Origin of the sequence: Nitrincola alkalisediminis (assembly GCF_009821115.1) — a bacterium.
In the GTDB taxonomy this organism is placed as follows: Bacteria; Pseudomonadota; Gammaproteobacteria; order Pseudomonadales; family Balneatricaceae; genus Nitrincola; species Nitrincola alkalisediminis.
The window spans coordinates 66,235-89,930 of record NZ_VYTY01000003.1 but is presented as its reverse complement, the minus strand read 5'-3'; the positions used below and the strand labels follow the sequence as shown (position 1 = coordinate 89,930).

Sequence of the window (23,696 nt, the reverse complement as noted above, 5' to 3'; positions counted from 1 at the left end):
GTTTATAAAATATGCCGCTTACCCGCCTTCTGCGCGAGAGACGCCACGGCCGTCACAATCTGATCTAGGCTTACAACCTCAAAGTCAGCTCGCGTTCCACCTGGCCAAGGCACTTGATTGATGTTGACCCAGATTGTTCGCATGCCAATGTTTTGTGCCGCTTGAACATCATTAACAGGATGATCTCCGACATGAATCACCTGATCAGCACTCAGCTGCATATGATGCAGGGCTTTTTCGAACATAAGTGGATGCGGCTTTGCTTGCCCCACCTGATCCGCATTGTATTGAAAGTCAAACACATCGGCCAAGCCCGTTCGCTTCACCTCAGCATTGCCATTGCTCAATGCACCAATCATCATTCCCAGGTCGCGTAAAGCTTCTAACATTGTCCGAGCGTGCGCAAAGAGTTCGACTTCATGGCGCGCGTGAAGAAAAGCCTCAAATGCATTCCGAGCGTAATCTATTGCTTGCTGCTCAGAATAACCACTGCTCTTTAAACATTCCTCAAGCAATTTTAAACGTATTTGCGTAACGCTGTGTTCGATACCCGGGTATCTAGACAATAAATCGGCTCGCAAAGGTGATCGCTCACTTAAATCATGAAGCGAATAAACCGACGTGAAAGCGGGCGCATTAGCATCTAACCACTGCCAAAGCGTCCGATTGGCATGTTCGATCACAGGGTCAACGGCCCAGAGTGTATCATCTAAATCAAAAGTCACGGCCTTAATCATCTGCCTTTCTCCTTGCTCGTGGGTGAGCTTGTTCATAGACACTCATCAGATGCTGAAAATCAAGATGGGTATAGATTTGGGTTGTCGATATATCTGAATGGCCTAACAGCTCCTGCACCGCTCTAAGGTCATGACTAGACTCAAGGATATGACTCGCAAAGCTATGACGCAAGCGATGTGGATACACCTGCCCTTGAGTCCCTTTTATGCGCCCCCAATGGGCAAGACGCAGCTCGACTGAGCGTGTCGATAAACGACGTCCACTTTGACTCACAAAGACGGCGTCTTCTTGCGATTTAGCCCACAGAGGCTTAATTTTCAACCAGTCTTCTATGGCTTGCACCGCTAAGCGTCCAATCGGCAAAACCCGTGTTTTTTGCCCCTTACCCAACACGCGGACACTGGCATCCGCCAAATCAATATCCTGCTGATTTAGCTGAACCAACTCAGATACACGTAAGCCTGAAGAGTAAAGCAGCTCCATCATCGCAAAGTCTCTTAGCGTAAGAGGCTCATCATCCGGGCGCTTGAGCAATTCATTTAGCTGATCTGGATCGAAGGTTTTGGGTAGACGCTTAGAGGATTTAGGTGCTTGAATAGCCAGAGCAGGATTGTGAGAAACCCAATTTTCTCTGACTAAAAAACGATAAAAACTGCGCAAGGAGGACAGAAGTCGGTGTAAACTCCGTCCCGACACACCCTGTCCATGCAATACGCTGATGATATGGCGCAGTTGCTTCTCGGTTAAAGAAGCCCAGCCTGACAACTGTTCTAACTCTAGCTGCTCATACACCTTAGAGAGATCTCTAAGGTAATGCTTCACGGTATGAGCAGAATAGTGCTTCTCAGTCTCAAGATAACGTTTGAACGCTAATTGCCACAGCGCATCCGTTGACGAATCTGACACAGAACTACGCCTGAGGTTGCTGAAGAATATGGGCAACCACTCGACTTAACACCTCACCCACATAACTCAAGAAAAGTGTACCTTGACTGCTTTGGAAGTACTCCGCATCAAAGCTGCCTATCGCTAGCAAGCCCAACGTATCGCCCTTAACTAACGGAACAACCGCTGCGGACAAGACACGCGGGGCATTTTCTTGGAACAAGAAACGGTTCATCGCCTCACTGAGACGTCCACAGCTAGGCAAACTCGTTTCAATTAATGGTTGAACAATGCTGCAATCGGCCTTCGACAACATCCGTAGACTGTTTACATTCAGTGGTTTATCACTAAACAACAATAAACGAGCATCATCACCATAAAAATCTTGGCATAGGCTTTCTTCAATCGCAATCGCGACATCATCCAGCGTCTGAGCTTCCAACAGCGCCAGCACCATACGCTTCGTCTTATCAAACTGGATATCATTGTGACGCGCGATATCAATTAACTCAGACAAATGCCCATGCAGCTTTTGATTACGTTCGCGCAACAGGGATGTCTGCCGCTCCACCAACGAAACCGCTGTACCGCGTTGATGGGGTACATAGAGTTTTTCTAACAACCACGCATGTTCGGAAAAGAAATCCGGATGGCTGGATAGATACTCAGCGACCTGTGTTGCACTCAGCGATTGACTCTGTGCAACAGGTTTACTTTTAGACCCCGCTAACACTTCTTTGCTCATAGATACACCTGCCCTTCAAAAACAGTCGTCGCGGGCCCTGTCATCATCACAGATGCCCCATCACCACGCCAGCCAATATACAACTCACCACCCGGTAAAGATACTTTGACCTGAGCATCTAGAAGACCTCGCAAACGACCCGCAACAACCGCTGCACAGGCACCCGTGCCACACGCCAGCGTTTCACCGGCTCCGCGTTCAAAGACCCGCAAAGCAATATGAGAGGGAGAAAGCACCTGCATAAACCCCACGTTCACACGCTGAGGAAAACGAGGATGACGCTCAATCAATGGGCCAAGTGTTTTGACTGGGGCCGTGTCTATATCATCCACCACCAGCACCGCATGCGGATTTCCCATCGAAACAGCCGACACCTCGTATAGATTGCCTTTGACGTCTAGACTATAGACTGGTGCCTGAAGCTCCGCTGCAAAGGGAATTTCCACCGGATTTAAGCAAGGCGCCCCCATGTCGACTTCCACTAAACGATCCGGAAGCATTCTTAGAATCGCCTTACCTCTTGCGGTTTCCACGGCTATTTCATCTTTCACCGTCAAACGCTTATCTCTGACAAAGCGAGCAAAACAGCGGGCACCGTTACCACAGTGTTCCACTTCAGAACCATCCGCGTTGTAGATCCGATAGCGAAAGTCCAAATCAGGCCGTGTTGGGGGCTCAACCAGCAATAGTTGATCGAAGCCAATACCCGTATGACGATCGGCCAAGCGTCGAACCGTTTGTTCACTTAAACGAACACGTTGTGAGACGGCATCAATGACCATAAAATCATTACCGAGGCCATGCATTTTGCTAAAACGAACGAGCATTAGCGGCCTCCACTTAACGATCAACAGGGAGAATAGACTCCCCTTTAAAGAGATCTGCTACCTGCTCACGCTCGCGTACCAAAAACACTTGGTCGTCATCCACCATCACTTCGGCAGGACGCCCGCGTGTGTTGTAGTTAGATGCCATAACAAAGCCATAAGCACCCGCTGAACACACCGCCAGTACATCCCCGGCTTCGAGGTTCAATGATCGATTTTTGCCCAAAAAGTCACTGGTTTCACACACAGGACCCACCAGATCCCACGACTTCGCTGTATCAGACGACGCTTCAGACATGGTGACCGGAATAATTTCTTGATACGCACTGTAGAGCGCGGGTCGAATCAGATCGTTCATCGCCGCATCAATAATGGCAAAGTTTTTCTCACCGTTTTGCTTGAGGAACTCAACCCGAGTCAACAACACCCCAGCATTAGCTACAATTGAGCGGCCCGGCTCAAAAATCAACTGAATGGGACGGTCACCCAAGCGCTCTAACACTTTAGAAATATACTCTGATGGTGTCGGTGGAGTCTCATCGGTGTAACAAACCCCTAGACCACCACCTAAATCCAAATGATGAATGCGAATACCATCTTCATTTAGTTCATCGATCAACGCCAATAAACGATCCATTGCATCTAAAAATGGATCCATATCAGTGAGCTGGCTACCAATATGGCAATCCATCCCGACGACTTCAACAGCATCCAGTGCTGCCGCACGACGATAGACCTGACGTGCATGATCGATATCAATACCAAACTTGTTTTCTTTCAGACCCGTGGAGATATAAGGATGGGTGCCCGCATCAACATCGGGATTCACCCGGAATGAAATACGAGCCACTTTGCCCATGTCTTTGGCCACTTGGTTCACACGATCCAGCTCGGCATCGGACTCAATATTGAAACAGAAGATTCCAACCTCTAAAGCCCGTTGAATCTCATGCGCTTGCTTACCAACCCCTGAAAAAACGATTTTCTCAGGCTTGCCACCTGCCTGTAATACGCGCTCCAGTTCGCCCAATGACACAATATCAAACCCAGCGCCCAAACGCGCCAGGATATTCAAAACAGCAAGATTGGAGTTTGCTTTTACGGCATAGCACACTAAGGCATTTGTGTGCTCTAACGCCTGTGCATAACTTAAGTATGCTCGCTCAATGGCATCACGTGAGTACACATACAAGGGCGTACCATAGTCACGCGCCAAATCCGATAACGCGACCTCTTCGCAATGCAAGCGGCCATCAAAATATTCAAAACTGTCCATTACAAATCTCACTGTGGCTGTTGAGTCTCAGGGGTACTTTCAGGCATATATAAAGGCCCCTTTTGTCCGCAAGCACTCAACAACAGGAACCCTGTAAACAATACCGGCCATAATCGTTTCATGTTTGGCAATCCTCAGGGTTGGGTTCTATAAACGGGTGATTATAACCTGATGCTCTGCCCTTGACATCCTCTCGGCGCTATAAACGAAGAGAATGGGCATAGCTTCTGCTTTTGGGAAACATGTTTCTCTGGCTACGCTTCACCTGTTTTGTTCGTGGGAATTCCACCCACTCCGCCATAGGCGTGAGGAACGAGCGTCCTGCGACTGTAGGGAGCGAATTTCATGGCTTTGTTATGGCTTGGTATGCCAGGAAATATCTATCTTTTTATGATGTGCCGCACAATCTCTAAGATACAGATTGATGAGACTTTGATAGGGCACACCTGTTTCCTCTGCCATTTCTTTAAAATAATCAATGACATCCTCACCAAGCCTAATAGTGACAGTTTTTTTTAACTTTGAAACATATGGATTTTTACGCGATTTCATTTTTGAAAAATCATATTCATCTTTCATGACAGTCACCCTTCATAGAACTTGCGTTCCTTGCTGGTTGCTTTGCGCGCAGAAATGATTCGTATAGTACTTCCTTGATCACGCTCACAGTGGCACACGACCAAGACCCTAGATTCATTACTCATTCCCAACATAAGGAAACGATCTTCTGATGGGAGTGAATTTTCATCATCAAAGAACTGAATCGCGAACTCATCGTAAAAAACCGATTTCGCTTCATAAAAGGAAACCCCATGTTTTTTGAGGTTCGAGTCAGCCTTTTTTGGATCCCATGCGAATTAAATCATAAATATAATGCATGTACATTACTGTAGACTGTCAAGCTTGTAGAGCCAATCGTGGTAGAACGACCCATTACTGCCCCCCCCACACAGTCCCTTCGCCATGTGATCGGCTTTACCGTCTTAGACTACTATGTTCATCCAGTCAGTACAGGTCGGCGCACGCTGGTCGTTAAGTGCAATCGTCATCTTAGCTGACTCTGGATCAGTGATATTGCTCTTCACTTCTTTGCTGCGCTTGCCTTTGCCCATCCTCGGCTGGTTCTGCTTTAAAAAAGCATCGATCTTATTGGCAGCCACATCGAATGTTTGAATGGTTTGAGTCTTGCGATTATTACGTTCCAGTGATTCTTCACATTCACAGGTATCTTTTAATGCGGCACGGTGTCGCAAGATAAGGCTTTGAAGATGATATTGGTTTCGCAGCACCACTGGATCTCACGTCTGGAGCTAATGCCCTTGGAATAAGCAAATAATATAATTTTGAGCAGTCTCGCAGGGTCGTATGCTGGGCGACCTTCGGCATCATTTTTATAGGGCTTGTGAAAAGCCGATAAGTCGAGTTTTTCAGAGATCAGGTAATGCACCTCTTGAAGCGTTTGTCATGCGCTATCATACTAATGTTTAACTATGTAATACATTGTGCAACAAAAGGTACTGTTATGAGAACAGAAATGCTAAGTACTCGCATAGACCATGATACCAAAGTTGCTTTTACTAGCATCTGTGACGAAATAGGTCTTAGTACATCACAAGCTATTAAAATTTTTGCAAAAGCCGTGATTAATCATGGTGGTATTCCATTTGACTTACGTGTGCCTCAACCAAATGAAACAACGATTTCTGCAATGAATGAACTCGTTCAAGGTCATGGGCATAAAGCAGAATCTGTTGGTGAAAAGTGCTGATTTTAGGCTAAACTGAACTCCGAAACTTGACTTAGAACTTTTAAAGTTTCATACATCACGGCACCCGTTAATAAACTCATCCCTCGACCCTAGCAAGTCGTTACGACAACCTACATTAGCATCTATACGAATACTAAAACGTGACCAGAGCTTTTGATTATCCTTACTCTTGATCTGTCGCAGGTGTAAGACTGGGCTTTGTCGCGAGCAGGATTGATAAATTTGACATTAGCGTGTCAAACTCTGATCCAGAAAGATAAGAAAGCTCCTTTTGCCGAGTCAGTGCCAATCCTAGCGAATTCGCCTTCGCACGTCCTGGATGACACATCACCACACACCCATCCGCAACACTCTGAAACCACTGCTCAATTAAAGACGGAAAATCCGCATCAGGTGAGAGCGAATAAAGGCCCGCAAAGTGCTTAGATAGCGGAATAGCTCGCTCAGATGCAGCCGCCGAAAACCCTTTTGACATCACCCCTAAAATAATGGCTTTCAAGCGTGCATCATGACCGTAAATGGATGGATTCACTTGGCGAACCCAAGGGGTGGATTGAGGGTAGCGTTTCTGAATTTCATCTAACACCACATCGCGAATACCTCTAAAGACATGCACATGTTGATGGCCATCGATAAAATCTGGAGGTGCGCCCCAAGCCTTTTCAAACTGATCACATTGATAAGCAAACTGCTCTCTAACCCAAGCTAAATCCAGCTGATTCAACATTGACTGCTTCATCAACTTCACCAAGGGGATGCGATGCTCAAACTCCGTTAAATTAAAATGCAACCCGACGGCCACTGAGGATGCAAAGGGCTTTAAGCGTTTTGCATCGGATTGCCAACGTGGTAAAGAAGTCATGCAACTGACCGCAGACAAACGGGCATTTTCCACTAGGTCAAGAATGCCATCACTGACCTCAGCGGACATACCAAAGTCATCGGCGCACAGGACAATTGATTTCATGATGCAAACGCCCACAAACGACTCAATACAAACGTCATGACCGCTACAACCCCCAACACAATGAGTAAAGCAATATCATAGGATAAAGATGTGAACGTTAATAACGCTGCATACATGGCTTCATTGACTAAAAAGCTTGCCACCGCAACTCCCGCAAAGCGCACAAAGGTTTGGCGATGCGAAACCCCTGCAGCTTGAAATGTAAAATGACGGTGGCCAAAGTAGCTCACATTAAACGCAACGAGAAAGCCCACGACATTTGCCCACAAGGGCGCTAACCCAAGTGGAACAAGGATGAGGACAACGCACCAGTGCACAATCAAGGCACTCACGCCGACACCCGCAAAACGGAATATCTGCATGATCATACCGAGCTTGCATCCTTTGTGGAGGCTTTATCTTGAGATTCAACATGTACGGGGCGACGATAATCCGAAATCAAGTACACGGGCCGTCCTTTTACCTCTGAAAAAATGCGTGCAACGTATTCGCCTAACACACCGACAGACAAAAGCTGTACACCACCCAAAAATCCAATTCCAGCAACCAATGTTGGCCAGCCCGGCACATCCGTACCCAAAATCAATGTGCTAAGCACCACAATGACCGCATAACTCATTGCCAACAATGAAACGCTGGCGCCAATAAACATCCAAATACGAAGAGGCGCACTGCTAAAAGCCGTGATCCCCGTGAGCGCCAATGAGGATAAACGGCGTATGCCAAAACTGGTTTCACCGCTAAAGCGCGGATTGACCTTAAAAGGCACACCTATGCTGCGAAAACCCACCCAAGCAAACAAGCCCTTCATCATACGTTTACGTTCAGATAAGGAACGCAGAGCCCTCACGACTTTTGCATCCATCATGCGAAAATCCCCAGCATCGGGCTGGATTTCCACATCAGCACTTTTACTCAGCATGTGGTAAAACGCACGTGTTAACTTACGCTTGACCATTCCTTCATCCGAGCGATCGGCACGCACGCCGTAAATCATGTCATAGCCTTCTAGCCAGCGTTGATAAAAAACTTCCAGCATTTCGACGGGGTGCTGCATGTCTGAGTCCATGATGATCACCACATCACCCTCGGCATAGTCTAACCCGGCGCTCATCGCGGCTTCTTTACCAAAGTTTCTGGATAAACTCAGCAGTGAAACAGGGTACTGTTCACTGAGTTTTAACACTGTTGCTTCGGTTGCATCTCGGCTGCCATCATCAACGACCAGCACCTCAAAACGATCAGATAGCTTAGGTAAAGTGGCACATAACAGCGGAACCATTTCTTTAAGGTTGTCGGCTTCGTTATAAGCTGGCAGGATACAGGTAATCAACGGTGCTGGTTGGCCGCTTCTTGGCGTAAGCATTGACTGGTTTGACGTATTCTCTGACATGTAAAAGACCCAATTTGCATTCAGCGTAAGCGGTTAATGATAAACTATTCTTTTATAACGCATCACAGGCAACTCAGTAAGTCATATGGCACGCTTTTTTTACAATTTGATTTTACATCTGCTGCTACCTGCCATTCTATTCAAGCTCTGGCTAAGAGCTCGAAAAGCACCCGCCTATGCCCATCGTTGGACTGAACGCTTAGGGAAAGTTCACTTTCCGGCTTACGATCAGTCACCGATTTGGATTCATGCCGTGTCTGTGGGCGAGGTTCAAGCCATTGCAACCTTTGTGAAAGACTGTTTACGTGAGCACCCGTCCACCCCGATTGTCATTACCACCATGACACCAACAGGTGCCGAACGTGTCCAAGCATTATTCGGCGACCAAGTGACCCATCGTTACTGCCCTTACGACTTCCCATGGGCCATGCGGCATTTTGTTCAAGCACTTAAACCACAGCTTTGCCTGATTGTTGAGACTGAGCTATGGCCTAACCTGCTTCACGCTTGCCAAGTATCAATGATCCCTGTGATCTTGGCAAATGCCCGTTTGTCCGAACGCTCGGCAAAAGGCTATGCCAAATTCAAAGGGTTAACTCAGTCTATGCTGGACCGCATCACCCATATTGCCGTACAAAACCGCGATGATGCCGAGCGTTTTGCCAAGCTCGGAGCTCACCCAGACCGCATGAGCATTATCGGTAGTATCAAGTTTGATGTCGACATTGACCCAGAATGGTCGCACAAAGCCACGCAGTATAAACAGGCCTGGGGCACAGAACGCCCAGTCATACTGGCGGCCAGTACCCACGATGACGAAGAAGCTCAGCTTCTTAGCGCCTTCGAGTCGCTTCGCCCGCGCTATCCCGATCTTCTATTATTGATCGCGCCGCGCCATCCTGAGCGCTTTAATGCCTGCGCGGAACTTTGCGAACACACGGCTCTTAAATGGCGAAGGCTCAGTGAACACTCACTGATTGATGCTAGCACCCAAGTGTTTCTGATTGATCGCTTAGGCGAGCTTATGCCTTTTTGCAGTGCAGCCGATATCGTTTTTGTTGGTGGCTCTCTCGTGGAAAGAGGCGGACACAACCCACTTGAGCCAGCCATGCTCGGCAAACCCGTCATTATCGGCCCACACACCTTCAACTTCGCGCTGATCACGAAAGAACTCGCCAATCAAGGTGGATTGGTACAGGTGCCCGATCAATCCGCACTGGGCAAGGCGCTCGAGCATTGGCTCGATAACAAACATCAGCAACTGCATGCAGGACAGCAGGCACGAGCGTACGTCGAGCAACATCAAGGCGCGTTAGACAAACTCAAAACCCTTGCGTACGCTTATTTGTCATCCAACGCATAGCAGCCTTTTTCAGGCAGTATCATCATCCAACTGAGCGACAAAGGCTGCGCTTGAATACCGGGCCACTCCAAAGCAGCCTGCCCTGTCGAGCGCTTTACATCCCCTAACGCAGACATCCACTCATAGCTAGGCGCCTGCGTCGCATCCCCGCGCCATACGAAGACAGCACCGCGCTCCCGCACATCATCAAGGGTTACCCAAGGGGAATAGTGGAACTGGCCTTCAATTAATACCGACGGACGCGTTGGTACCCGTAACGACACCAAACCGGCTAACCAATAGTCACCAACCACTAAGGTTAAAGGACAGGACGTTTCTTGCTGCCATGCCCGCTCAAGTTCAACAGCAATCGCTTTATCCGGCCAAAGAATTCGAGTGGGTTTATTTTTCAAATACGGAAGAATTGCCAAATCTAAAAGCCTCAGCAGCGGCAACACTAAAATAAACACTGTAAATGTTTTTAAAATCCTTGACGTCTGCGCAGACGTGAAGCCTTTGGGTAAGAAAAATGCCACCAATAAACCTGACACACTCCACATAGGCGTGCCCCACATGTCGCGCAGCCCTGTCCCTGTCATCATGGCGACAAGAGTGGTTAACAGCGCAGGACCTAGACCGACCCACAGCAGAAAGCACAAGGTCTCTTGCTCTGGCTTAACTGACCAATAACGACGTCCAAACAGCCCCGCCACGGCCAATAACAACAGGATAAAGACATGATCAAGGAGTTGAACCGCAATAAACTTCAAAGGCCCTATCACATGTGCTTGCAAGGCACTGGTGGTGTTCGCTCTGTCTTGCATATAGGTCAAAGGCAGGAAGTCATGCTGCACCAACCAATACAGATGAGGCGAGAACACCAGTAATAGAACAAAGATCGCTGCAATCACCTGTCCAGAAACAATCCGTTTTCTTAAGGGAGCCTGCACAAGCATGTAAAGAAACAAGGTCGCCACCAGTACAACAATGACATATTTCGTTAGCAGTCCTAAACCCACACATAGGCCTAGGGCACACCAATCTAGATAACGCCAATGCGTAATGCCGCGATGAAAAAAGAAGATAGCCGCCGCCCAAATCGGCATTTGGGCAACATTGTGATTGTATTCAAGCGTAGGCCAAGTGAAATAGTACACTCCCATTAACAGGAGTGTACCCAGCAAAGCTTGCTGAGTACTTAAGAGGCGCCGCCCCAAGCGCCAAGCAAAAAAGACCGTTAGCAGAATATTGAGCTGACTAAGTAGAAAAGGCCCTAAATCCGCGAATAGCTGCCAAGAAATATGAACCAACCAAGCGGGTAAAGGAGGATGTTTATAGTATCCCCACTGCCACTCTTTTCCCCAAAATAAGCCCTCGACCACGTCTAAGGGCAAACTGTAGGATGCCATCCAAGGCAAGAGCGTCCATAAACACGCATGCAAAAACCAAAGACCCGCAACGGCAAAACCCAGAGAGGTGGACGCTTGCAACTTATCCTGTTGATTCATTTTCCCGCATCACATATCTGAAAACTGCATATTATAGAGCGCAGCATAACTGCCGCCTTTTGCAAGAAGCTCTGCATGAGAGCCTTGCTCGACCACCTGTCCATGCTCCATCACTAGAATACGGTCTGCACGCTCAATCGTGGATAAACGATGTGCAATAATCAACGTGGTACGATCTTGAATCACGCGCTCTAGCGCCGTTTGAATGAAGCGCTCAGACTCTGTATCCAAGGCGGAGGTCGCCTCATCTAAAATCAATAAAGGTGCATCTTTCAAAATGGCTCTCGCGATGGCGATACGCTGACGCTGACCACCTGATAACAGGAATCCATTTTCACCGATAATCGTATTGAGCCCTGCAGGTAAACGATCCGCAAACTCAGACACCATCGCCGCATCGGCTGCCGCACGTATGTCGGCTTCTGAAGCATTGGCAAGCGCACCATAGGCAATATTTTCAGCAATGGTGCCTTCAAAGAGCACCACATGCTGGTTCACTAAACCAATCTGGCTGCGTAAGCTGCTCAACCAGTAGTCTGATAAGGGCCGATCATCGAGCAAGATTTGTCCCTGTTCAACATCAAAAAACCTAGGCAATAAACTCGCCATGGTCGACTTTCCGCTGCCAGAACGTCCCACTAGAGCAACCGTCTCACCTGGCTGAATCACAAAACTAATATGCTTTAAGGCAGGCTCTTCACTGCGTGGGTAAATGAAAGAAACATCACGAAATTCAACCTTTCCCTTCGCATGTGCAAGCTTAACGGTGCCACGATCAACCTCTGGCTTTTCATCAAACAATGAAAAAAAGCTTTCGGCCGCGGCGAGGCCTTTTTGAATCGTGCTGTTCACCTCAGTGAGTTGGCGGATCGGCTTTGCCATAAAAGACGCCGCAGAAATGAACGCAATAAACGCTCCCGTTTGCATGGACTCAAGCAGCGAAGGTGACATGGCGATGTAGGTTAACAGCGCCACAACCGAAGCCACCAGCATTTGCACTATGGGGGTGGAAATGGATTGTGTGACCACCATTTTCATAAACTGACGACGATTGCGTTCAGAGACTTTGACGAAGCGTTCACGCTCTGCGTCTGCCCCCCCAAAGATGCGCACCACCTGATAGCCTTTGATGGCTTCGGAGGCAGCCGTTGAAATATCGCCCACCGAGCTTTGTATTCCATGACTCAAGCGCCTTAATCGCTTAGATGCCAATGCAACAACCGCCCCCACCAAGGGCGCAACCAAAACAAACAGTAAGGTGAGCTTCCAGTTAAGATAGAGCATGTAACCAAAAAGGCCGACGACGGTTAAGCCCTCTCTGACAATGGTTTTTAATGCATCGGTGGCAGCCCCCGTCACTTGCTCAACATTATAGGTTAACCGAGACAAGAGTTCGGCTGACGAGTGTTGCTGATAAAATGAACATGGTAATACCAACAAATGATCAAACATCTGACAACGCAGACGATTGACCAACGAGCGAGCAACGTAGGAAAAGCCATAATTTCCCAATAACGTTCCCGCACCACGAACCGCAAAAATAAGGATAATACTGAGCGCCAGCCATCCTCTTTCAGAAAAATTATTGGCTTCGACGGCATTAATAAAATTTTCTAACCACTTTGCCGCTGCTGTTTGAGTGGCGGCATAAAGAACAAACCCAAACAACGCAAGAGAGAACATTGGCCAGTCCCCTTTCACGTACTGCATTAAGCGACGATAGACTACCCAACCATTGGAAGAATCTTTTATTAACTCTTTTTGCATAGACTTCTCTGTTAGTTAATCACACAAACGGCCTAGTATAACTGCACCTTCGGCGGATATCAGGGTAGAATACGATTAAATTGCGATAAATCAGTGGAAAAGTGGCCGTCGTGACTGAAAAAAAACCTTCATTGAGTTCCTCTTTAGCCCTTTTACCCACCCGTTTATGGGTCGGGCTACTCCGTCTTCTTGTCCGTTTACCTTACTCGACTCAGCTGATATTGGGAAAATGGGTAGGTCTAGGATTGTACTTTTTAGCACGTGATCGACGTAATGTCACTGAGGTGAATGTCAGACTCTGCTTTCCTGAGCTCAATTCTGAGCAGCAAAAACAATACGTTCGAGACATTTTCATTAATAACGGCATTGGAATTTTCGAAGCCGCTATGTCATGGTGGGCACCCGATGCCTGGTTTAAAGACCGAGTAACCCTAACAGGCACCGAGCATCTTGAAGAAGCATTGGCGGAAGGGAAAGGGGTAATTCTGTTAGGCGCGCACTTTTCGACACTCGACATCGGCGGGCTGCTCTTTTCCTACTACTATCCCGTCGATGCCATGTATCGCAAAAACAATAACCCACTCTTAGAAGACGTGATCACTCAGGGACGCTTACGCTTCTTTAAGTCAGCTATCGAACGCTCCGACATTCGGACAGTTATTCGCAACCTCCGTAAGAACCACATCATCTGGTATGCTCCAGATCAAGACTTTGGACTGCATCAATCGGTTTTTGCTCCTTTTTTTGGTGTTCCTGCTGCCACCATCACGGCAACCTCGCGCATGGTTAAACTCAACGGCTCACCCATTTTGATGCTTGCTCAGCACCGCACGCCGGATAACCGCTATGAGTTAGAGATTTTTCCGATCCTTCGCCCTTTCCCAACTGGCGATGATGTCCAGGATGCAACCCTGATCAATGCTGAAATTGAAAAGGCTATACGCAAAGACCCCACTCAATATATGTGGGTACATCGACGCTTTAAGAGCCATCCAAAGGGCAAAAACTACCTGTACAAAAAGTCTTAAGTTGCTAGCAACCAATCGAGAGGATCGATGGAATACGGAGGGGCCAGCCCATCCCCTTCCAAGAACAACTTCGACCAGACGGCCAACTGCAAAAGCACTGCAAGCGCCTCAGCTAAAGACTTATCAATAGGCGCACTACTCTGAAGCCGTAATGTCAGTTCCTGAACTTGGCAGACGTCTTGGATAATCGCGCTGCTTAACAAGGCTGATGCCAGCTTCTGACGAGAAAGGCCTTGAATCCAGTCGGTCACGGGTACGCTAAACCCCTTCTTTTTACCCGATGCATTGAAGGCTTTTTGGTGCTGCTGTAACCAGGCTCTTGGCACCTGTTTGCCTAATCGTTGCTGAATTTTTAACTGTGCAGGTAAAGATAGGCCCATTAGGACGAGTCGATGATCTAAGAAGGGCACTCGACCCTCAACGCCTTTAACCATGAGCATACGATCCGCTTTCAGCAGCAAATCGTCGGCCAACCAGGTTTGCATATCAACATATTGGCGTCGAGTTAAGGGATCTAAGCCCTTACCGGCTTGCCAAGCATCGATAAAGGGCTCACGCCAGTTCTGTTTCATCCCCGCACGGACCGAAGGAGACAACAACGCACTCAAAGACGCTTTATCAAAACGTCCCCGCGTTCTAAAACCACCCGTACCTGGCGTTTTTAACGCATGCCAAGCGCTCTGAAGCCAGGGCATGCGATATCGGCCGTAGCCTGCAAACACCTCATCACCGCCTTCGCCCATCAACACGACCTTGTGCGAATGCGCCGCTGCATCCGCGAGCATTAGGGTGGGGAGAGAGGCAAAATCACCCATCAGCTCATCCATGGCCCAAATGCTATACACCCAGTGTTTAAACAGGTCGGAAGGGTCCATGCGAATTAACGCAAGCTCGATTCCAGAGGCATCCGCCGTCGCTTGAGCGGCATGCACTTCATCATGAACAGAGGTAGAGGGAAAACCCAAGCTCCAAGCTTTAGGCCGACCCGATGACAAGGCTGTGCGCCCAAGTTGCGTTGCCAAAATACCCGAATCAACACCACCCGATAAGAACAACCCCACTGGCACATCTGAGCGTAAATGCTCGGTTAATGACTGCTGCAAACACTGATCAAATTGTTCAACTGCTTCGCCCATAGAGCCTTGAAAGGCTACTTGCGTGGCCAAGGCTTCAGATAAAGACCACCAGTTTCGCAGGGTCTGACGGCCTTCGGCATCCACGCGCAGTGCTTGACCTGGCAATAGCCGCTTAATCGACGCGAAAGCCGTATCAACACCCGCATTAAAGTTAATTTGCAGAAAACGCTCCACCCCTGCAGCCTGCATTTTGACAGTGTCTAATAAGGGAAGTAACGCCTTGATTTCAGACGCAAAAGCAATCCCATCCTTCAATTGAAGATAGTACAAGGGCTTAATACCAAAGCGATCCCTGACCAACAGCAGGCTTCGTTCAACTCGATCAAATACTGCAAACGCGAACATTCCGTTCAGTTGGTCAATAAACGCCCCAGGCGCACGTGCAGCCAAGGGTAAAATCACTTCGCAATCAGACCCCGTCAGGAACTCAGCACCTTGCGACTTCAACTCCGCTCGCAACTCTATGTGATTGTAGATCTCGCCATTGGCAACCAGCACATAGCGTTGATCAGGGCTTTTGAGCGGCTGCTGCCCTTGCTCTAAGTCGATGATGGAAAGCCGAGCATGGCCTAAGCATACATCTTGATCGTCAAAGATGCCGTGTCCATCCGGCCCTCGATGCTGCAAACGCGTCAGCATCTGCGCCACTCGGGTCGAGTCGACCGAATGATTAGGCGTATAAATCCCGACAATCCCGCACATGCTTATCGCCCCTTCTGTAAAAGCTGCTCGTATAAATGACGATACTCAGACAGAATGACGTCCTCGCTGAAGCGCTCTGCTAACACTCGAAGACCCGCTGCAGACACCGCGCTAAGGTCTGTGTCAGAAGCAGTCAGTGCCTGTTGAATGGCCTGACCCATGGCATTCGCGTCATCGATTTCGACCAAAAACCCAGATACATCCGGTTCAACTAACTCTAATGCTCCATGTGTTCGCGTTGAAACAACAGGCAATCCATGCGCCCAGGCTTCTAATATCACATTCCCTAAGGGCTCGTGACGCGAAGGGCACACAAACAGATCGGCCAAGTGAAAATAAGGAGTGGTCTCACGCTGCCAGCCAAGAAGCTGTATTCTTGAAACCGCCGATGAGTCAGCCACTTGCTGGGTAATCTCATCGGATAAAGGCCCATCCCCCGCGATCAGCAAGTGTAGTGCACGCCCGTTGACCTCCGCTGGCAAATCGGAAAAGGCCTTAATGAGGGTATCAAACCCTTTATTCTCATGCAGTCGACCGAGGGCAAACACAACTAAATCATCTTGATTCAATCCCAGTTTTTGCCGCAACACTTGCAACTCAGCCTCTGGTGTAGGCGCAGGAATCGATACAAAATTACTGATGAACGACACCCGCTCCGAGGGCACACCTTCGCGCACAAGATAGTCACAAATACTCAGCGTATTGCCGACCAATGCATGAGCATGTTGATACTGTTTAGGGTTATAAAAACCACCGAGCCTTGCAACATGGACAGGCCCTTTAGACGGAGGCAGCTTCACCAAGCGCGTTGCGCGCCCCATCCAAGTTTGTACGATGTCAGGCTGAGTATTGCGAATCAAACGCTTTAAACCAAAATATGAAAAAGGATCGAAGACACTGCGCATAGGAACCGTGCTCACGCTCGGTCGCAAAGCAGACACAAGCTCACTGTCAGGAGACGTCACTGCAATCGACGTCAAATCCGAACGATCCTGGATGGCGTTGTGCATACGGATAAAAAAGTTTTCCGCCCCTCCGAATTGCTTGCTGCCAATAATTTGTAGGCTTGATATAGGTGACATAACCGATCCTATGTTCGTCAGACTTGCTATCTAAGGGCAATAACCTGAAAATAAACGCGATTATAGCAAAGCCCCCTTAAGATCCCAGTAAAATCCGGATATCACATGAACAATACGCGTTTACCCATCAGTGTTACCATCATCGCCATCAATGAGGCTGACCGTATTGGCGCCACCATAGACAGCGTGATCGACTGGGTTGACGAAGTGATTGTGGTCGACTCGGGCAGCCAAGATGGAACACCAGACGTGGCAACACAGCATGGCGCACGCTGTATACACAATGATTGGCCTGGCTATGGGCAACAAAAACGCTTTGCGGAAGACCAATCTAAAAATGATTGGATTTTCAATTTAGATGCTGACGAGCGCGTCCTTCCTGAATTACGAGACGAGATTTTGAAGTGTTTCGAATCTCCTGAGGATTTGGCCGACGGCTATTTTATGGCGATTCACGACCGTCTGTATTGCACAGACAAACTCAGTCAGTATACCCCCTACAAACCTGTCAGACTTTATCGTCAATCAAAAGGTCGCTACAGCTCCAGCCCTGTTCATGATCGTGTGATTATGAACGCGCAAACAACGACAGCAACACTGAAGGGTCGGATTGCCCATGACTCACTGCGCTCATTTCATCACCGTATTGAAAAGATGAACGAGTACAGTGAAGCGCAAGCCGCGGACATGATGACTAAAGGCCGCAAACCGTCCAAATTCCGTATTATTGTCGACTTTTGGGCCTCGTTTATTGTCGGCTACTGCTTCCGAGGCTATTGGCGTGGCGGCTTGATGGGCTATATCTATGCGGTCAATTTCGCCTATAGTCGTTTTTTACGCCAGATAAAGCTTTATGAGCAACATCACCACTCAATCGCATCTAAACAATCGTCATTGCCTAAATAACCATGCGCTAAGGCGTATACCCCTTTGGAGATCCCTTGACTGCCATTTCCGTCATCATCCCTGTGTTTAATGCTGCCCCCTATATTGAAGAAACACTCTTCAGTTTAATGGAGCAAACCTGGCAGGATTTTGAAATTGTTTGTGTTGATGATGGATCAACCGATGACTCGCTTGCGCAGTTAAATGCGATAAAGACAAAAGAGCCAAGGCTGCGCATTCTGACGCAAGCCAACGCAGGACCGGCCATCGCTCGGCAATCAGGCTTAGGCGTTGCACAGGGCGAATATGTGTATTTTATGGACAGCGACGACTTTCTGCACTCGGATACGCTCAATAGACTCTATGAGTTAGCCGTGGCCCATCAAGCTGACTGGGTTTGTCATCGTTTAAGTTACGTTGCAAAGGACCACCCAATTCAGTCGATTTATGCGGATGTCAAAGCATCGCCAGCCAAGGCCATTGAAGGGGCGAAAGGCATTCTTTCAAAAAAGATTAGTATTGTCAGCTGTGGAAAACTCTATCGGCGTAGCGTTTTCGATGATTTTCAGTTTCCTGAATTAAGCTTTGCTGAAGATTATTACTGCACCAGCCTTCTGGCTCTAAAGGCTGGAAAAATTATTTATATTCGTGACAAACTCTATTTCTATCGCCAACATGACGCTTCATTAACGGGGAGTTTGACGCAAGCCAAGGTGGCCTCGATTTTTGAAGCATCCAATCAATTGTTCACAACTCTTGAAAAGACCCAAGCCCATCAATCAGCAACCCTAAGGCTGAAAAATTATACCGCTCGCTATCAGTTTTACCCCGCATTATCCGTATTGCTGCGCCGACAAAATCTAGACGACCTTGCTCACTTTCGCGATTGCTGGACGCAGCAAGCCCATATTTCGTTAAAACACCTCACCTGGATTAAGCGCTGGATCATCTCTAATGTTCTAAGGGGTGAGTTTTTGAAAGCGATCAACATCTTTCAACGGTATGAGAAGTGGAAGGTCTAGCTCTGCTTGAGTGCATCTTTTTTTAAGGACTGTTCCAAACCTGGCCAATATTTGGCGACTAGACTTTCATGTTCCGAAGCGCCTGCAACCTATTTAAATAGCGATCCCGCTCAGCCAACCAATGATGCCATTGACGACGCAGCTTTTGGTCTTGCCAGCCTGACAGGGCGATCACGGGTTCACGAGCATTGGCGAAGACCTTAGTGATGGCTTTGGATTGTTTGCCCGTTAATAAGGTGACCTCAGCCAGCTCACGATCAATAACCCAGTGAGCAAATTCCGGCAGGTGGCTGCGGAATACCTGCATATCGTGGAAATTCCCCAGCAACTCTTGAACCTCTTTGCACCAAGCAACGAGTGCTTCCGATTTATTAATGATACCCGTAAAGGGTTCAAGCAAATAACGCAGATATTTAATCTCGATGCGCGCAAGGTGCGCGTCTTCCATCCCTGCATGCAAATGTTGGTCAATCGACTCGATACGCTGCTCAATCGTTTTATCCAGCCATTGCCCTAAGTTAACAGTCTCTTTTTGTTTGGCCCGAGGTTTTAGCCTTTGCTTTGTTGAAAAACTCAACTCATAGGACAACTGGTACGCCTGCTTACCATACTCAAGCAGATTATAGAGGGCGGGCATCTCACCTATCTGTTTTTGTGCCAAGGACAACCAATCCAGCATGACTTCGTGATCACGCACGGGATTGCTTGCCTTAGCCAAGGCTTGAAGTTGTTTACAAGTAGAGGTATTGGTTTTGACTTCACCGCGCGTCAGCTTTATCCACACCCGTAGTCGACGCAGATCGACACGCATCGTGTGCAATGCCTCGGGATCATCCTTTGACGCTTGATAATGCGCCCAAGCCGCATGAAATGCGGTTTCTTTTTCCCGAAGGATGTTTGCCAGCACCCTACCCGCTGGCTTTAGCAAGCGATTATTGCCACCATCGATTGTCTCGATCTGTATTTTCTTGCGTTTTTTATTCATAGTTATATTTTGTATGTATTCATATTTTCACAAGAATTTAAAATCCTCTGGAATTCCCCTATCTCTTAACCTCATCACTAAATGAAGCCATGAAAATTGGAAATCAGTTACTCAATAGTAGCACGCTGATGCATATTAGCATGCGATAACACAGATTAACGATCAATCACTCCCCGAACGATCTTTGCAATTCGAGGCAGCATCTGCTGATAATGATGCGCCTTTGCTTTATCGTAGGCGCATGATGCGATTTGTGGCCATTGGTCTTGCTGACGAATAGCCAGATCAAGGACTCGCGCAAGGTCATCGGGGTTGCCGGGTTCAGCGAGCCAGCCATTCACACCGGCCTCAATCAATGACTGAGGGCCTGGCACTTGTGTCGAAACCACGGGTTTGCCATGGCAAAAACCTTCTAAGATGGCGATACCAAAAGTTTCATTTAAGGAAGGGACAACCAGCAAGTCAACATCACGCATCCATTCGTCCAAGTCACTTACCCAGCCACTAAAAACGACCTGTTTTTCCAAGCCTAGCCGCTGAGTCTGTGCGTTAAGATCTGACTCCAAGGCACCTGCCCCAGCTAATTTCAGCGTCAGAGATACAGGGCTTTTCTGCTGCAACTGATGCATCGCCTGGATCAAATCCGCAATGCCTTTCTCAGGATCAAAGCGCCCAACAAACCCCAAGCAAATATCAGTTTTTTGGACTGGAGCAGTTTGAAAATGTCGATCAGGAATTGACATCAACATATTCGGCATCACAACAAGCCGAGAGGGGTCATAACCTTTAGCACCAAAATGCGTCTTCATATGCTCAGTCAGCATAACCGTCTGAGTCGCGCCTTTCATGCGTTTATGTTTATAACTGTGCGAAAAAGCGAGCTGTGGAATCCCTAAGCCAAGCCGTGCATAGCGCATCACGGTGGTTGCCCTTGAGTTATGGGTAATAATAAGATCCGGGCGATGCGCTTTAAGCCATGAGCGGGCCTTGAGAATAGACAGAGCATCATAATAGCCACGAGGCTCAAACCTGACACGTTGCGTTGATATGGACAAGCCATCCGCATACGAAGCCTTATCGGGCAGCCATATACTGACATTGGCGTCCAGTGCCAGCAGACAGTGAGTCAAGTTAACAAACGCCTGCTCCAGTCCCCCTCTTCGATCTGAGCAAAGAGCATGAACAATCCTTAGGTCTTTACAGTCCACTGTCACCCACTCCGTAAACGCCTGTTCTAATGAGCATTGGCCTTCGCATCACTTAGCATTAATAGCTCGTCATAGACTGCCAAGGTCTGCGCCACCATGTCTGCTTTTAATGGCAAGGGTTTATCCAAGTTCAGCTGACAGGATAACACCTGAACGACCCTTTCGTTCAGCGCATTAGGATCGGACATAGGACACAAACCCTCGGGGAAATAAACAGACAACATTTCACCCACGCCACCATGATCATATCCCACAACAGGGGTGCCGACACTTAGCGCTTCGATAACGGTTCGTCCAAAGGATTCAGGCTTAGTGGACAAGGACAAAACCGCATCCGAAACCGCATAAATGTCTCGGATATCGGAACGATTCCCCGTGAACAAGATTTTGTCCGAGAACCCTTCCTCTTTGACCCGCTGATAAAGCTCGGTGGCGTATGACTGACGTTTAGGGTCTTCCCCTCCGACAATTAAGCCGCAGACCGGAACGCCTGATTCAGAAAGATGCTTAATGAGTTGGATAAAGTCATGATGCCCTTTTAAACGCGTTAAGCGTCCTGGAAGGGTCAGTACTTTTTTGCCAATGAGTTGTGGATAGGCCTTTTGCCATTCTTCTCGCCACTGCTCAGATGCCTGATAGCCCGCCGGAAACTCGGCAGGATCGATGCCTCGATACACCAGTCGCACTTTGGACATGTCCGTTGTTGGGTAATTCTGACGAATATAGTCTCGAACCGTGTTAGAGACTGCTATCACACGCTCACCTTTACACATGATGCCACTGTAGCCTGACACAGAATAAAGACCATGCACAGTGGTCACGAGTTTAGGTCGTGATGAGATAGGTAAGGACTTCCACGCCAACCATGCCACCCAAGCAGGCAGTCTGGAACGTAAATGCAGAATATCGGGGCGCTCAGCCAGTAACCATTTCCGCAATGCAAATACGTGGCGCAACGTCAGAAGAGACTTACGCCCAAGCTCCCACATCACATGACGGCTGCCTTCAGCCTCCAATTGTGGGACCATACGGCCACCCGCAGAGATAACAATGGACTCATGCCCTGCCTGCACCAATCCTGCTGCAATTTCCAGCGTTCCCCGCTCAACACCGCCGCCATGGAGATCTGGCAATATCTGGACAACTTTCATTTTTACAACCGCATATCGACTTCATCTGCCGCCAGAATATATTTCAAGTCATAGAGTAGATGCTCTGGTTTACCCCACGAACGAATTTTGCTCGCACCCAGCTCTCGAAACACCTGATGCCCCACCGCAATTAAAATCGCATCATATTGACCCGCTTCGGGCTCTTGAATGGGCCTAATACCGTATTCTGCCTCGGACTCCTCAACCGCTGCCCAAGGATCGTAAATATCGATATTCGCTCCATACCCCCGCAGGGTCATTTCAATATCCGTGATTCGAGTGTTGCGCAAGTCAGGGCAGTTTTCTTTAAACGTCAGTCCCATAATCAAGATACGACTGCCCGCCACATGAATGCGCTTCCTTAGCATTCCTTTGACAAGCTCATCCGCAACATAAGCGCCCATATTGCTGTTAATCCGACGTCCAGCCAGAATCACATCGGGAATATACCCCGCCGCTTGTGCTTTATAGGTCAGATAATAGGGGTCTATGCCGATGCAATGTCCACCAACCAATCCTGGACGAAATGGCATGAAATTCCACTTGGTGCCCGCCGCTTCCAACACTTCGAGGGTGTCGATACCCAGTTTGTTAAAGATGATGGCGAGTTCATTAACGAGGGCAATATTCAGATCACGCTGAGTGTTTTCGATGACTTTGGCGGCTTCAGCTATACGAATGCTGCTGGCTTTATGTGTTCCAGCCACAATAATTTCGCGGTAGAGCGCATCCACCAAGTCAGCCACTTCGGGCGTAGAGCCTGATGTAACCTTTTTGATGGTCGTCACACGGTGGACTTTATCACCCGGATTAATACGCTCAGGACTGTATCCAGCAAAAAAGTCACGGTTATAGACCAATCCCGATACCTGCTCGATATAAGGTATGCAGTCTTCTTCCGTCGCGCCCGGATAGACCGTGGATTCATAAATCACGATGTCACCCGGCTTAACCACCTGGCCCAGTGTTTTTGAGGCACTGATCAAAGGCGTTAGATCCGGCTGTTTTTGACCGTTAATGGGGGTCGGAACCGTCACGATATAGGTATTACAGGCCTTTAAATCCGAGACGGTGGCTGTAAACGTCAACTGAGTTGCCGCCTTTAACTCTTGCGCACTGACTTCTAAGGTACTGTCTTCGCCTTGATTCAGTTCGTTGATACGATGCTGATTGATATCAAAGCCCACCACCTGACGGTATTTTCCAAATTCAACGGCCAAGGGCAAACCCACATAGCCGAGGCCGATTATTCCAAGCTTTACCTGATCAAGTGTCATTAGG

Annotated in this window: 23 protein-coding genes and 2 pseudogenes; 5 read left to right on the top strand and 20 right to left on the bottom strand. The window is 48.2% G+C overall.

Annotated elements, in window-relative coordinates; translation table 11 throughout:
- Positions 1 to 2: 2 nt before the first annotated feature.
- The 9 genes and pseudogenes from F5971_RS05865 to F5971_RS18800 form a co-directional block, all read right to left on the bottom strand.
- Complete coding sequence (locus F5971_RS05865) at positions 3 to 737, bottom strand: HAD family hydrolase (RefSeq protein ID WP_036507613.1); 735 nt, start codon at positions 735 to 737, stop codon at positions 3 to 5.
- Complete coding sequence (xerC, locus tag F5971_RS05860; protein WP_246187768.1) at positions 730 to 1,644, bottom strand: tyrosine recombinase XerC; 915 nt, start codon at positions 1,642 to 1,644, stop codon at positions 730 to 732. The genes F5971_RS05865 and xerC overlap by 8 nt, the downstream gene beginning before the upstream one ends.
- A 4-nt stretch (positions 1,645 to 1,648) precedes the next feature.
- Positions 1,649 to 2,368 carry a DUF484 family protein gene (locus F5971_RS05855; RefSeq protein WP_193494403.1) on the bottom strand — a complete coding sequence of 240 codons (720 nt, stop codon included), beginning with the start codon at positions 2,366 to 2,368 and terminating at the stop codon, positions 1,649 to 1,651.
- Positions 2,365 to 3,195 carry a diaminopimelate epimerase gene (dapF, locus tag F5971_RS05850; protein ID WP_193494402.1) on the bottom strand — a complete coding sequence of 277 codons (831 nt, stop codon included), beginning with the start codon at positions 3,193 to 3,195 and terminating at the stop codon, positions 2,365 to 2,367. Before dapF ends, F5971_RS05855 begins: the two co-directional genes overlap by 4 nt.
- Before the next feature lie 13 nt (positions 3,196 to 3,208).
- Positions 3,209 to 4,471: a diaminopimelate decarboxylase gene (lysA, locus tag F5971_RS05845; protein ID WP_036507599.1), complete on the bottom strand. Its 1,263-nt coding sequence runs from the start codon at positions 4,469 to 4,471 to the stop codon at positions 3,209 to 3,211.
- Between the two features lie 8 nt (positions 4,472 to 4,479).
- Entirely contained in the window at positions 4,480 to 4,593 is a 114-nt protein-coding gene (lptM, locus tag F5971_RS05840; protein WP_081763694.1) for an LPS translocon maturation chaperone LptM, read from the bottom strand.
- Between the two features lie 232 nt (positions 4,594 to 4,825).
- Positions 4,826 to 5,050: a CopG family antitoxin gene (locus F5971_RS05835; RefSeq protein ID WP_036507596.1), complete on the bottom strand. Its 225-nt coding sequence runs from the start codon at positions 5,048 to 5,050 to the stop codon at positions 4,826 to 4,828.
- A gap of 5 nt (positions 5,051 to 5,055) precedes the next feature.
- Positions 5,056 to 5,310 (bottom strand): annotated as a pseudogene (locus F5971_RS05830) (BrnT family toxin); the annotation flags it as partial.
- 204 nt (positions 5,311 to 5,514) lie between these two features.
- Positions 5,515 to 5,918: pseudogene (locus tag F5971_RS18800) on the bottom strand (transposase); the annotation flags it as partial.
- A gap of 75 nt (positions 5,919 to 5,993) precedes the next feature.
- Here F5971_RS18800 and F5971_RS05820 point away from each other — a divergent pair.
- Positions 5,994 to 6,239: a type II toxin-antitoxin system RelB/DinJ family antitoxin gene (locus F5971_RS05820; protein ID WP_193494401.1), complete on the top strand. Its 246-nt coding sequence runs from the start codon at positions 5,994 to 5,996 to the stop codon at positions 6,237 to 6,239.
- 163 nt (positions 6,240 to 6,402) lie between these two features.
- On the opposite strand, the gene F5971_RS05815 is transcribed toward F5971_RS05820, so the two are convergent.
- The 3 genes from F5971_RS05815 to F5971_RS05805 are packed head-to-tail and all read right to left on the bottom strand — an operon-like array spanning position 6,403 to position 8,599.
- Positions 6,403 to 7,206 carry a ChbG/HpnK family deacetylase gene (locus F5971_RS05815; protein WP_193494400.1) on the bottom strand — a complete coding sequence of 268 codons (804 nt, stop codon included), beginning with the start codon at positions 7,204 to 7,206 and terminating at the stop codon, positions 6,403 to 6,405.
- Positions 7,203 to 7,574, bottom strand: a complete 372-nt coding sequence (locus tag F5971_RS05810; RefSeq protein WP_193494399.1) for a GtrA family protein — start codon at positions 7,572 to 7,574, stop codon at positions 7,203 to 7,205. Before F5971_RS05810 ends, F5971_RS05815 begins: the two co-directional genes overlap by 4 nt.
- A complete protein-coding gene (locus F5971_RS05805; RefSeq protein WP_051514051.1) occupies positions 7,571 to 8,599 on the bottom strand; it encodes a glycosyltransferase family 2 protein in 1,029 nt (342 codons plus the stop codon). The genes F5971_RS05810 and F5971_RS05805 overlap by 4 nt, the downstream gene beginning before the upstream one ends.
- A gap of 85 nt (positions 8,600 to 8,684) precedes the next feature.
- On the opposite strand from F5971_RS05805, the gene waaA reads away from it, so the two are divergent.
- Entirely contained in the window at positions 8,685 to 9,962 is a 1,278-nt protein-coding gene (gene waaA, locus F5971_RS05800) for a lipid IV(A) 3-deoxy-D-manno-octulosonic acid transferase (protein WP_193494398.1), read from the top strand.
- Here the strand turns inward: waaA and F5971_RS05795 are convergent.
- Together F5971_RS05795 and msbA are read right to left on the bottom strand one after the other, a co-directional pair.
- Entirely contained in the window at positions 9,941 to 11,449 is a 1,509-nt protein-coding gene (locus tag F5971_RS05795) for a glycosyltransferase family 39 protein (protein WP_036507578.1), read from the bottom strand. The two genes, waaA and F5971_RS05795, sit on opposite strands and share 22 nt — an antisense overlap.
- A 9-nt stretch (positions 11,450 to 11,458) precedes the next feature.
- Positions 11,459 to 13,216 carry a lipid A export permease/ATP-binding protein MsbA gene (msbA, locus tag F5971_RS05790; protein ID WP_036507576.1) on the bottom strand — a complete coding sequence of 586 codons (1,758 nt, stop codon included), beginning with the start codon at positions 13,214 to 13,216 and terminating at the stop codon, positions 11,459 to 11,461.
- Between the two features lie 110 nt (positions 13,217 to 13,326).
- Between msbA and lpxL the strand changes: the two genes are divergently transcribed.
- Positions 13,327 to 14,244, top strand: coding sequence for an LpxL/LpxP family Kdo(2)-lipid IV(A) lauroyl/palmitoleoyl acyltransferase (gene lpxL, locus F5971_RS05785; protein ID WP_237748488.1), 918 nt, complete (start codon positions 13,327 to 13,329; stop codon positions 14,242 to 14,244).
- Here lpxL and asnB read toward each other — a convergent pair.
- Both asnB and F5971_RS05775 read right to left on the bottom strand, forming a co-directional pair.
- Positions 14,241 to 16,082, bottom strand: a complete 1,842-nt coding sequence (gene asnB / locus F5971_RS05780; RefSeq protein ID WP_193494397.1) for an asparagine synthase (glutamine-hydrolyzing) — start codon at positions 16,080 to 16,082, stop codon at positions 14,241 to 14,243. The genes lpxL and asnB overlap by 4 nt on opposite strands.
- A gap of 2 nt (positions 16,083 to 16,084) precedes the next feature.
- A complete protein-coding gene (locus F5971_RS05775) occupies positions 16,085 to 17,164 on the bottom strand; it encodes a glycosyltransferase (RefSeq protein WP_036507574.1) in 1,080 nt (359 codons plus the stop codon).
- A gap of 105 nt (positions 17,165 to 17,269) precedes the next feature.
- Here F5971_RS05775 and F5971_RS05770 point away from each other — a divergent pair, with 105 nt between their 5' ends.
- Together F5971_RS05770 and F5971_RS05765 are read left to right on the top strand one after the other, a co-directional pair.
- Positions 17,270 to 18,070: a glycosyltransferase family 2 protein gene (locus F5971_RS05770; protein WP_193494396.1), complete on the top strand. Its 801-nt coding sequence runs from the start codon at positions 17,270 to 17,272 to the stop codon at positions 18,068 to 18,070.
- A gap of 35 nt (positions 18,071 to 18,105) precedes the next feature.
- Positions 18,106 to 19,071, top strand: a complete 966-nt coding sequence (locus F5971_RS05765; protein WP_036507572.1) for a glycosyltransferase family 2 protein — start codon at positions 18,106 to 18,108, stop codon at positions 19,069 to 19,071.
- A 58-nt stretch (positions 19,072 to 19,129) separates the two neighbouring features.
- On the opposite strand, the gene F5971_RS05760 is transcribed toward F5971_RS05765, so the two are convergent.
- From F5971_RS05760 to tviB, 4 genes are all read right to left on the bottom strand, one after another.
- Positions 19,130 to 20,056, bottom strand: coding sequence for a CHAD domain-containing protein (locus F5971_RS05760; RefSeq protein ID WP_036507570.1), 927 nt, complete (start codon positions 20,054 to 20,056; stop codon positions 19,130 to 19,132).
- Positions 20,057 to 20,211: 155 nt separating this feature from the next.
- Positions 20,212 to 21,264 (bottom strand): glycosyltransferase family 4 protein, encoded by a 1,053-nt coding sequence (locus F5971_RS05755; RefSeq protein ID WP_193494395.1) that lies wholly within the window; start codon positions 21,262 to 21,264, stop codon positions 20,212 to 20,214.
- Between the two features lie 26 nt (positions 21,265 to 21,290).
- A complete protein-coding gene (locus tag F5971_RS05750) occupies positions 21,291 to 22,415 on the bottom strand; it encodes a glycosyltransferase family 4 protein (RefSeq protein ID WP_193494394.1) in 1,125 nt (374 codons plus the stop codon).
- Between the two features lie 2 nt (positions 22,416 to 22,417).
- Positions 22,418 to 23,692, bottom strand: coding sequence for a Vi polysaccharide biosynthesis UDP-N-acetylglucosamine C-6 dehydrogenase TviB (tviB, locus tag F5971_RS05745; RefSeq protein WP_036508062.1), 1,275 nt, complete (start codon positions 23,690 to 23,692; stop codon positions 22,418 to 22,420).
- Positions 23,693 to 23,696: the final 4 nt, after the last annotated feature.

Excerpts from the sequence above, each read along its gene's own strand:
- F5971_RS05750 (WP_193494394.1), bottom strand. The coding sequence starts at position 22,415 with ATGAAAGTTGTCCAGATATTGCCAGATCTCCATGGCGGCGGTGTTGAG.
- lptM (WP_081763694.1), bottom strand. The coding sequence starts at position 4,593 with ATGAAACGATTATGGCCGGTATTGTTTACAGGGTTCCTGTTGTTGAGT.
- F5971_RS05760 (WP_036507570.1), bottom strand. The coding sequence starts at position 20,056 with ATGAATAAAAAACGCAAGAAAATACAGATCGAGACAATCGATGGTGGC.
- F5971_RS05835 (WP_036507596.1), bottom strand. The coding sequence starts at position 5,050 with ATGAAAGATGAATATGATTTTTCAAAAATGAAATCGCGTAAAAATCCA.
- msbA (WP_036507576.1), bottom strand. The coding sequence starts at position 13,216 with ATGCAAAAAGAGTTAATAAAAGATTCTTCCAATGGTTGGGTAGTCTAT.
- asnB (WP_193494397.1), bottom strand. The coding sequence starts at position 16,082 with ATGTGCGGGATTGTCGGGATTTATACGCCTAATCATTCGGTCGACTCG.
- F5971_RS05865 (WP_036507613.1), bottom strand. The coding sequence starts at position 737 with ATGATTAAGGCCGTGACTTTTGATTTAGATGATACACTCTGGGCCGTT.
- F5971_RS05795 (WP_036507578.1), bottom strand. The coding sequence starts at position 11,449 with ATGAATCAACAGGATAAGTTGCAAGCGTCCACCTCTCTGGGTTTTGCC.
- F5971_RS05815 (WP_193494400.1), bottom strand. The coding sequence starts at position 7,206 with ATGAAATCAATTGTCCTGTGCGCCGATGACTTTGGTATGTCCGCTGAG.
- F5971_RS05770 (WP_193494396.1), top strand. The coding sequence starts at position 17,270 with ATGAACAATACGCGTTTACCCATCAGTGTTACCATCATCGCCATCAAT.
- F5971_RS05805 (WP_051514051.1), bottom strand. The coding sequence starts at position 8,599 with ATGTCAGAGAATACGTCAAACCAGTCAATGCTTACGCCAAGAAGCGGC.
- F5971_RS05820 (WP_193494401.1), top strand. The coding sequence starts at position 5,994 with ATGAGAACAGAAATGCTAAGTACTCGCATAGACCATGATACCAAAGTT.
- F5971_RS05775 (WP_036507574.1), bottom strand. The coding sequence starts at position 17,164 with ATGTCACCTATATCAAGCCTACAAATTATTGGCAGCAAGCAATTCGGA.
- F5971_RS05810 (WP_193494399.1), bottom strand. The coding sequence starts at position 7,574 with ATGATCATGCAGATATTCCGTTTTGCGGGTGTCGGCGTGAGTGCCTTG.
- lysA (WP_036507599.1), bottom strand. The coding sequence starts at position 4,471 with ATGGACAGTTTTGAATATTTTGATGGCCGCTTGCATTGCGAAGAGGTC.
- waaA (WP_193494398.1), top strand. The coding sequence starts at position 8,685 with ATGGCACGCTTTTTTTACAATTTGATTTTACATCTGCTGCTACCTGCC.
- tviB (WP_036508062.1), bottom strand. The coding sequence starts at position 23,692 with ATGACACTTGATCAGGTAAAGCTTGGAATAATCGGCCTCGGCTATGTG.
- dapF (WP_193494402.1), bottom strand. The coding sequence starts at position 3,195 with ATGCTCGTTCGTTTTAGCAAAATGCATGGCCTCGGTAATGATTTTATG.
- F5971_RS05855 (WP_193494403.1), bottom strand. The coding sequence starts at position 2,368 with ATGAGCAAAGAAGTGTTAGCGGGGTCTAAAAGTAAACCTGTTGCACAG.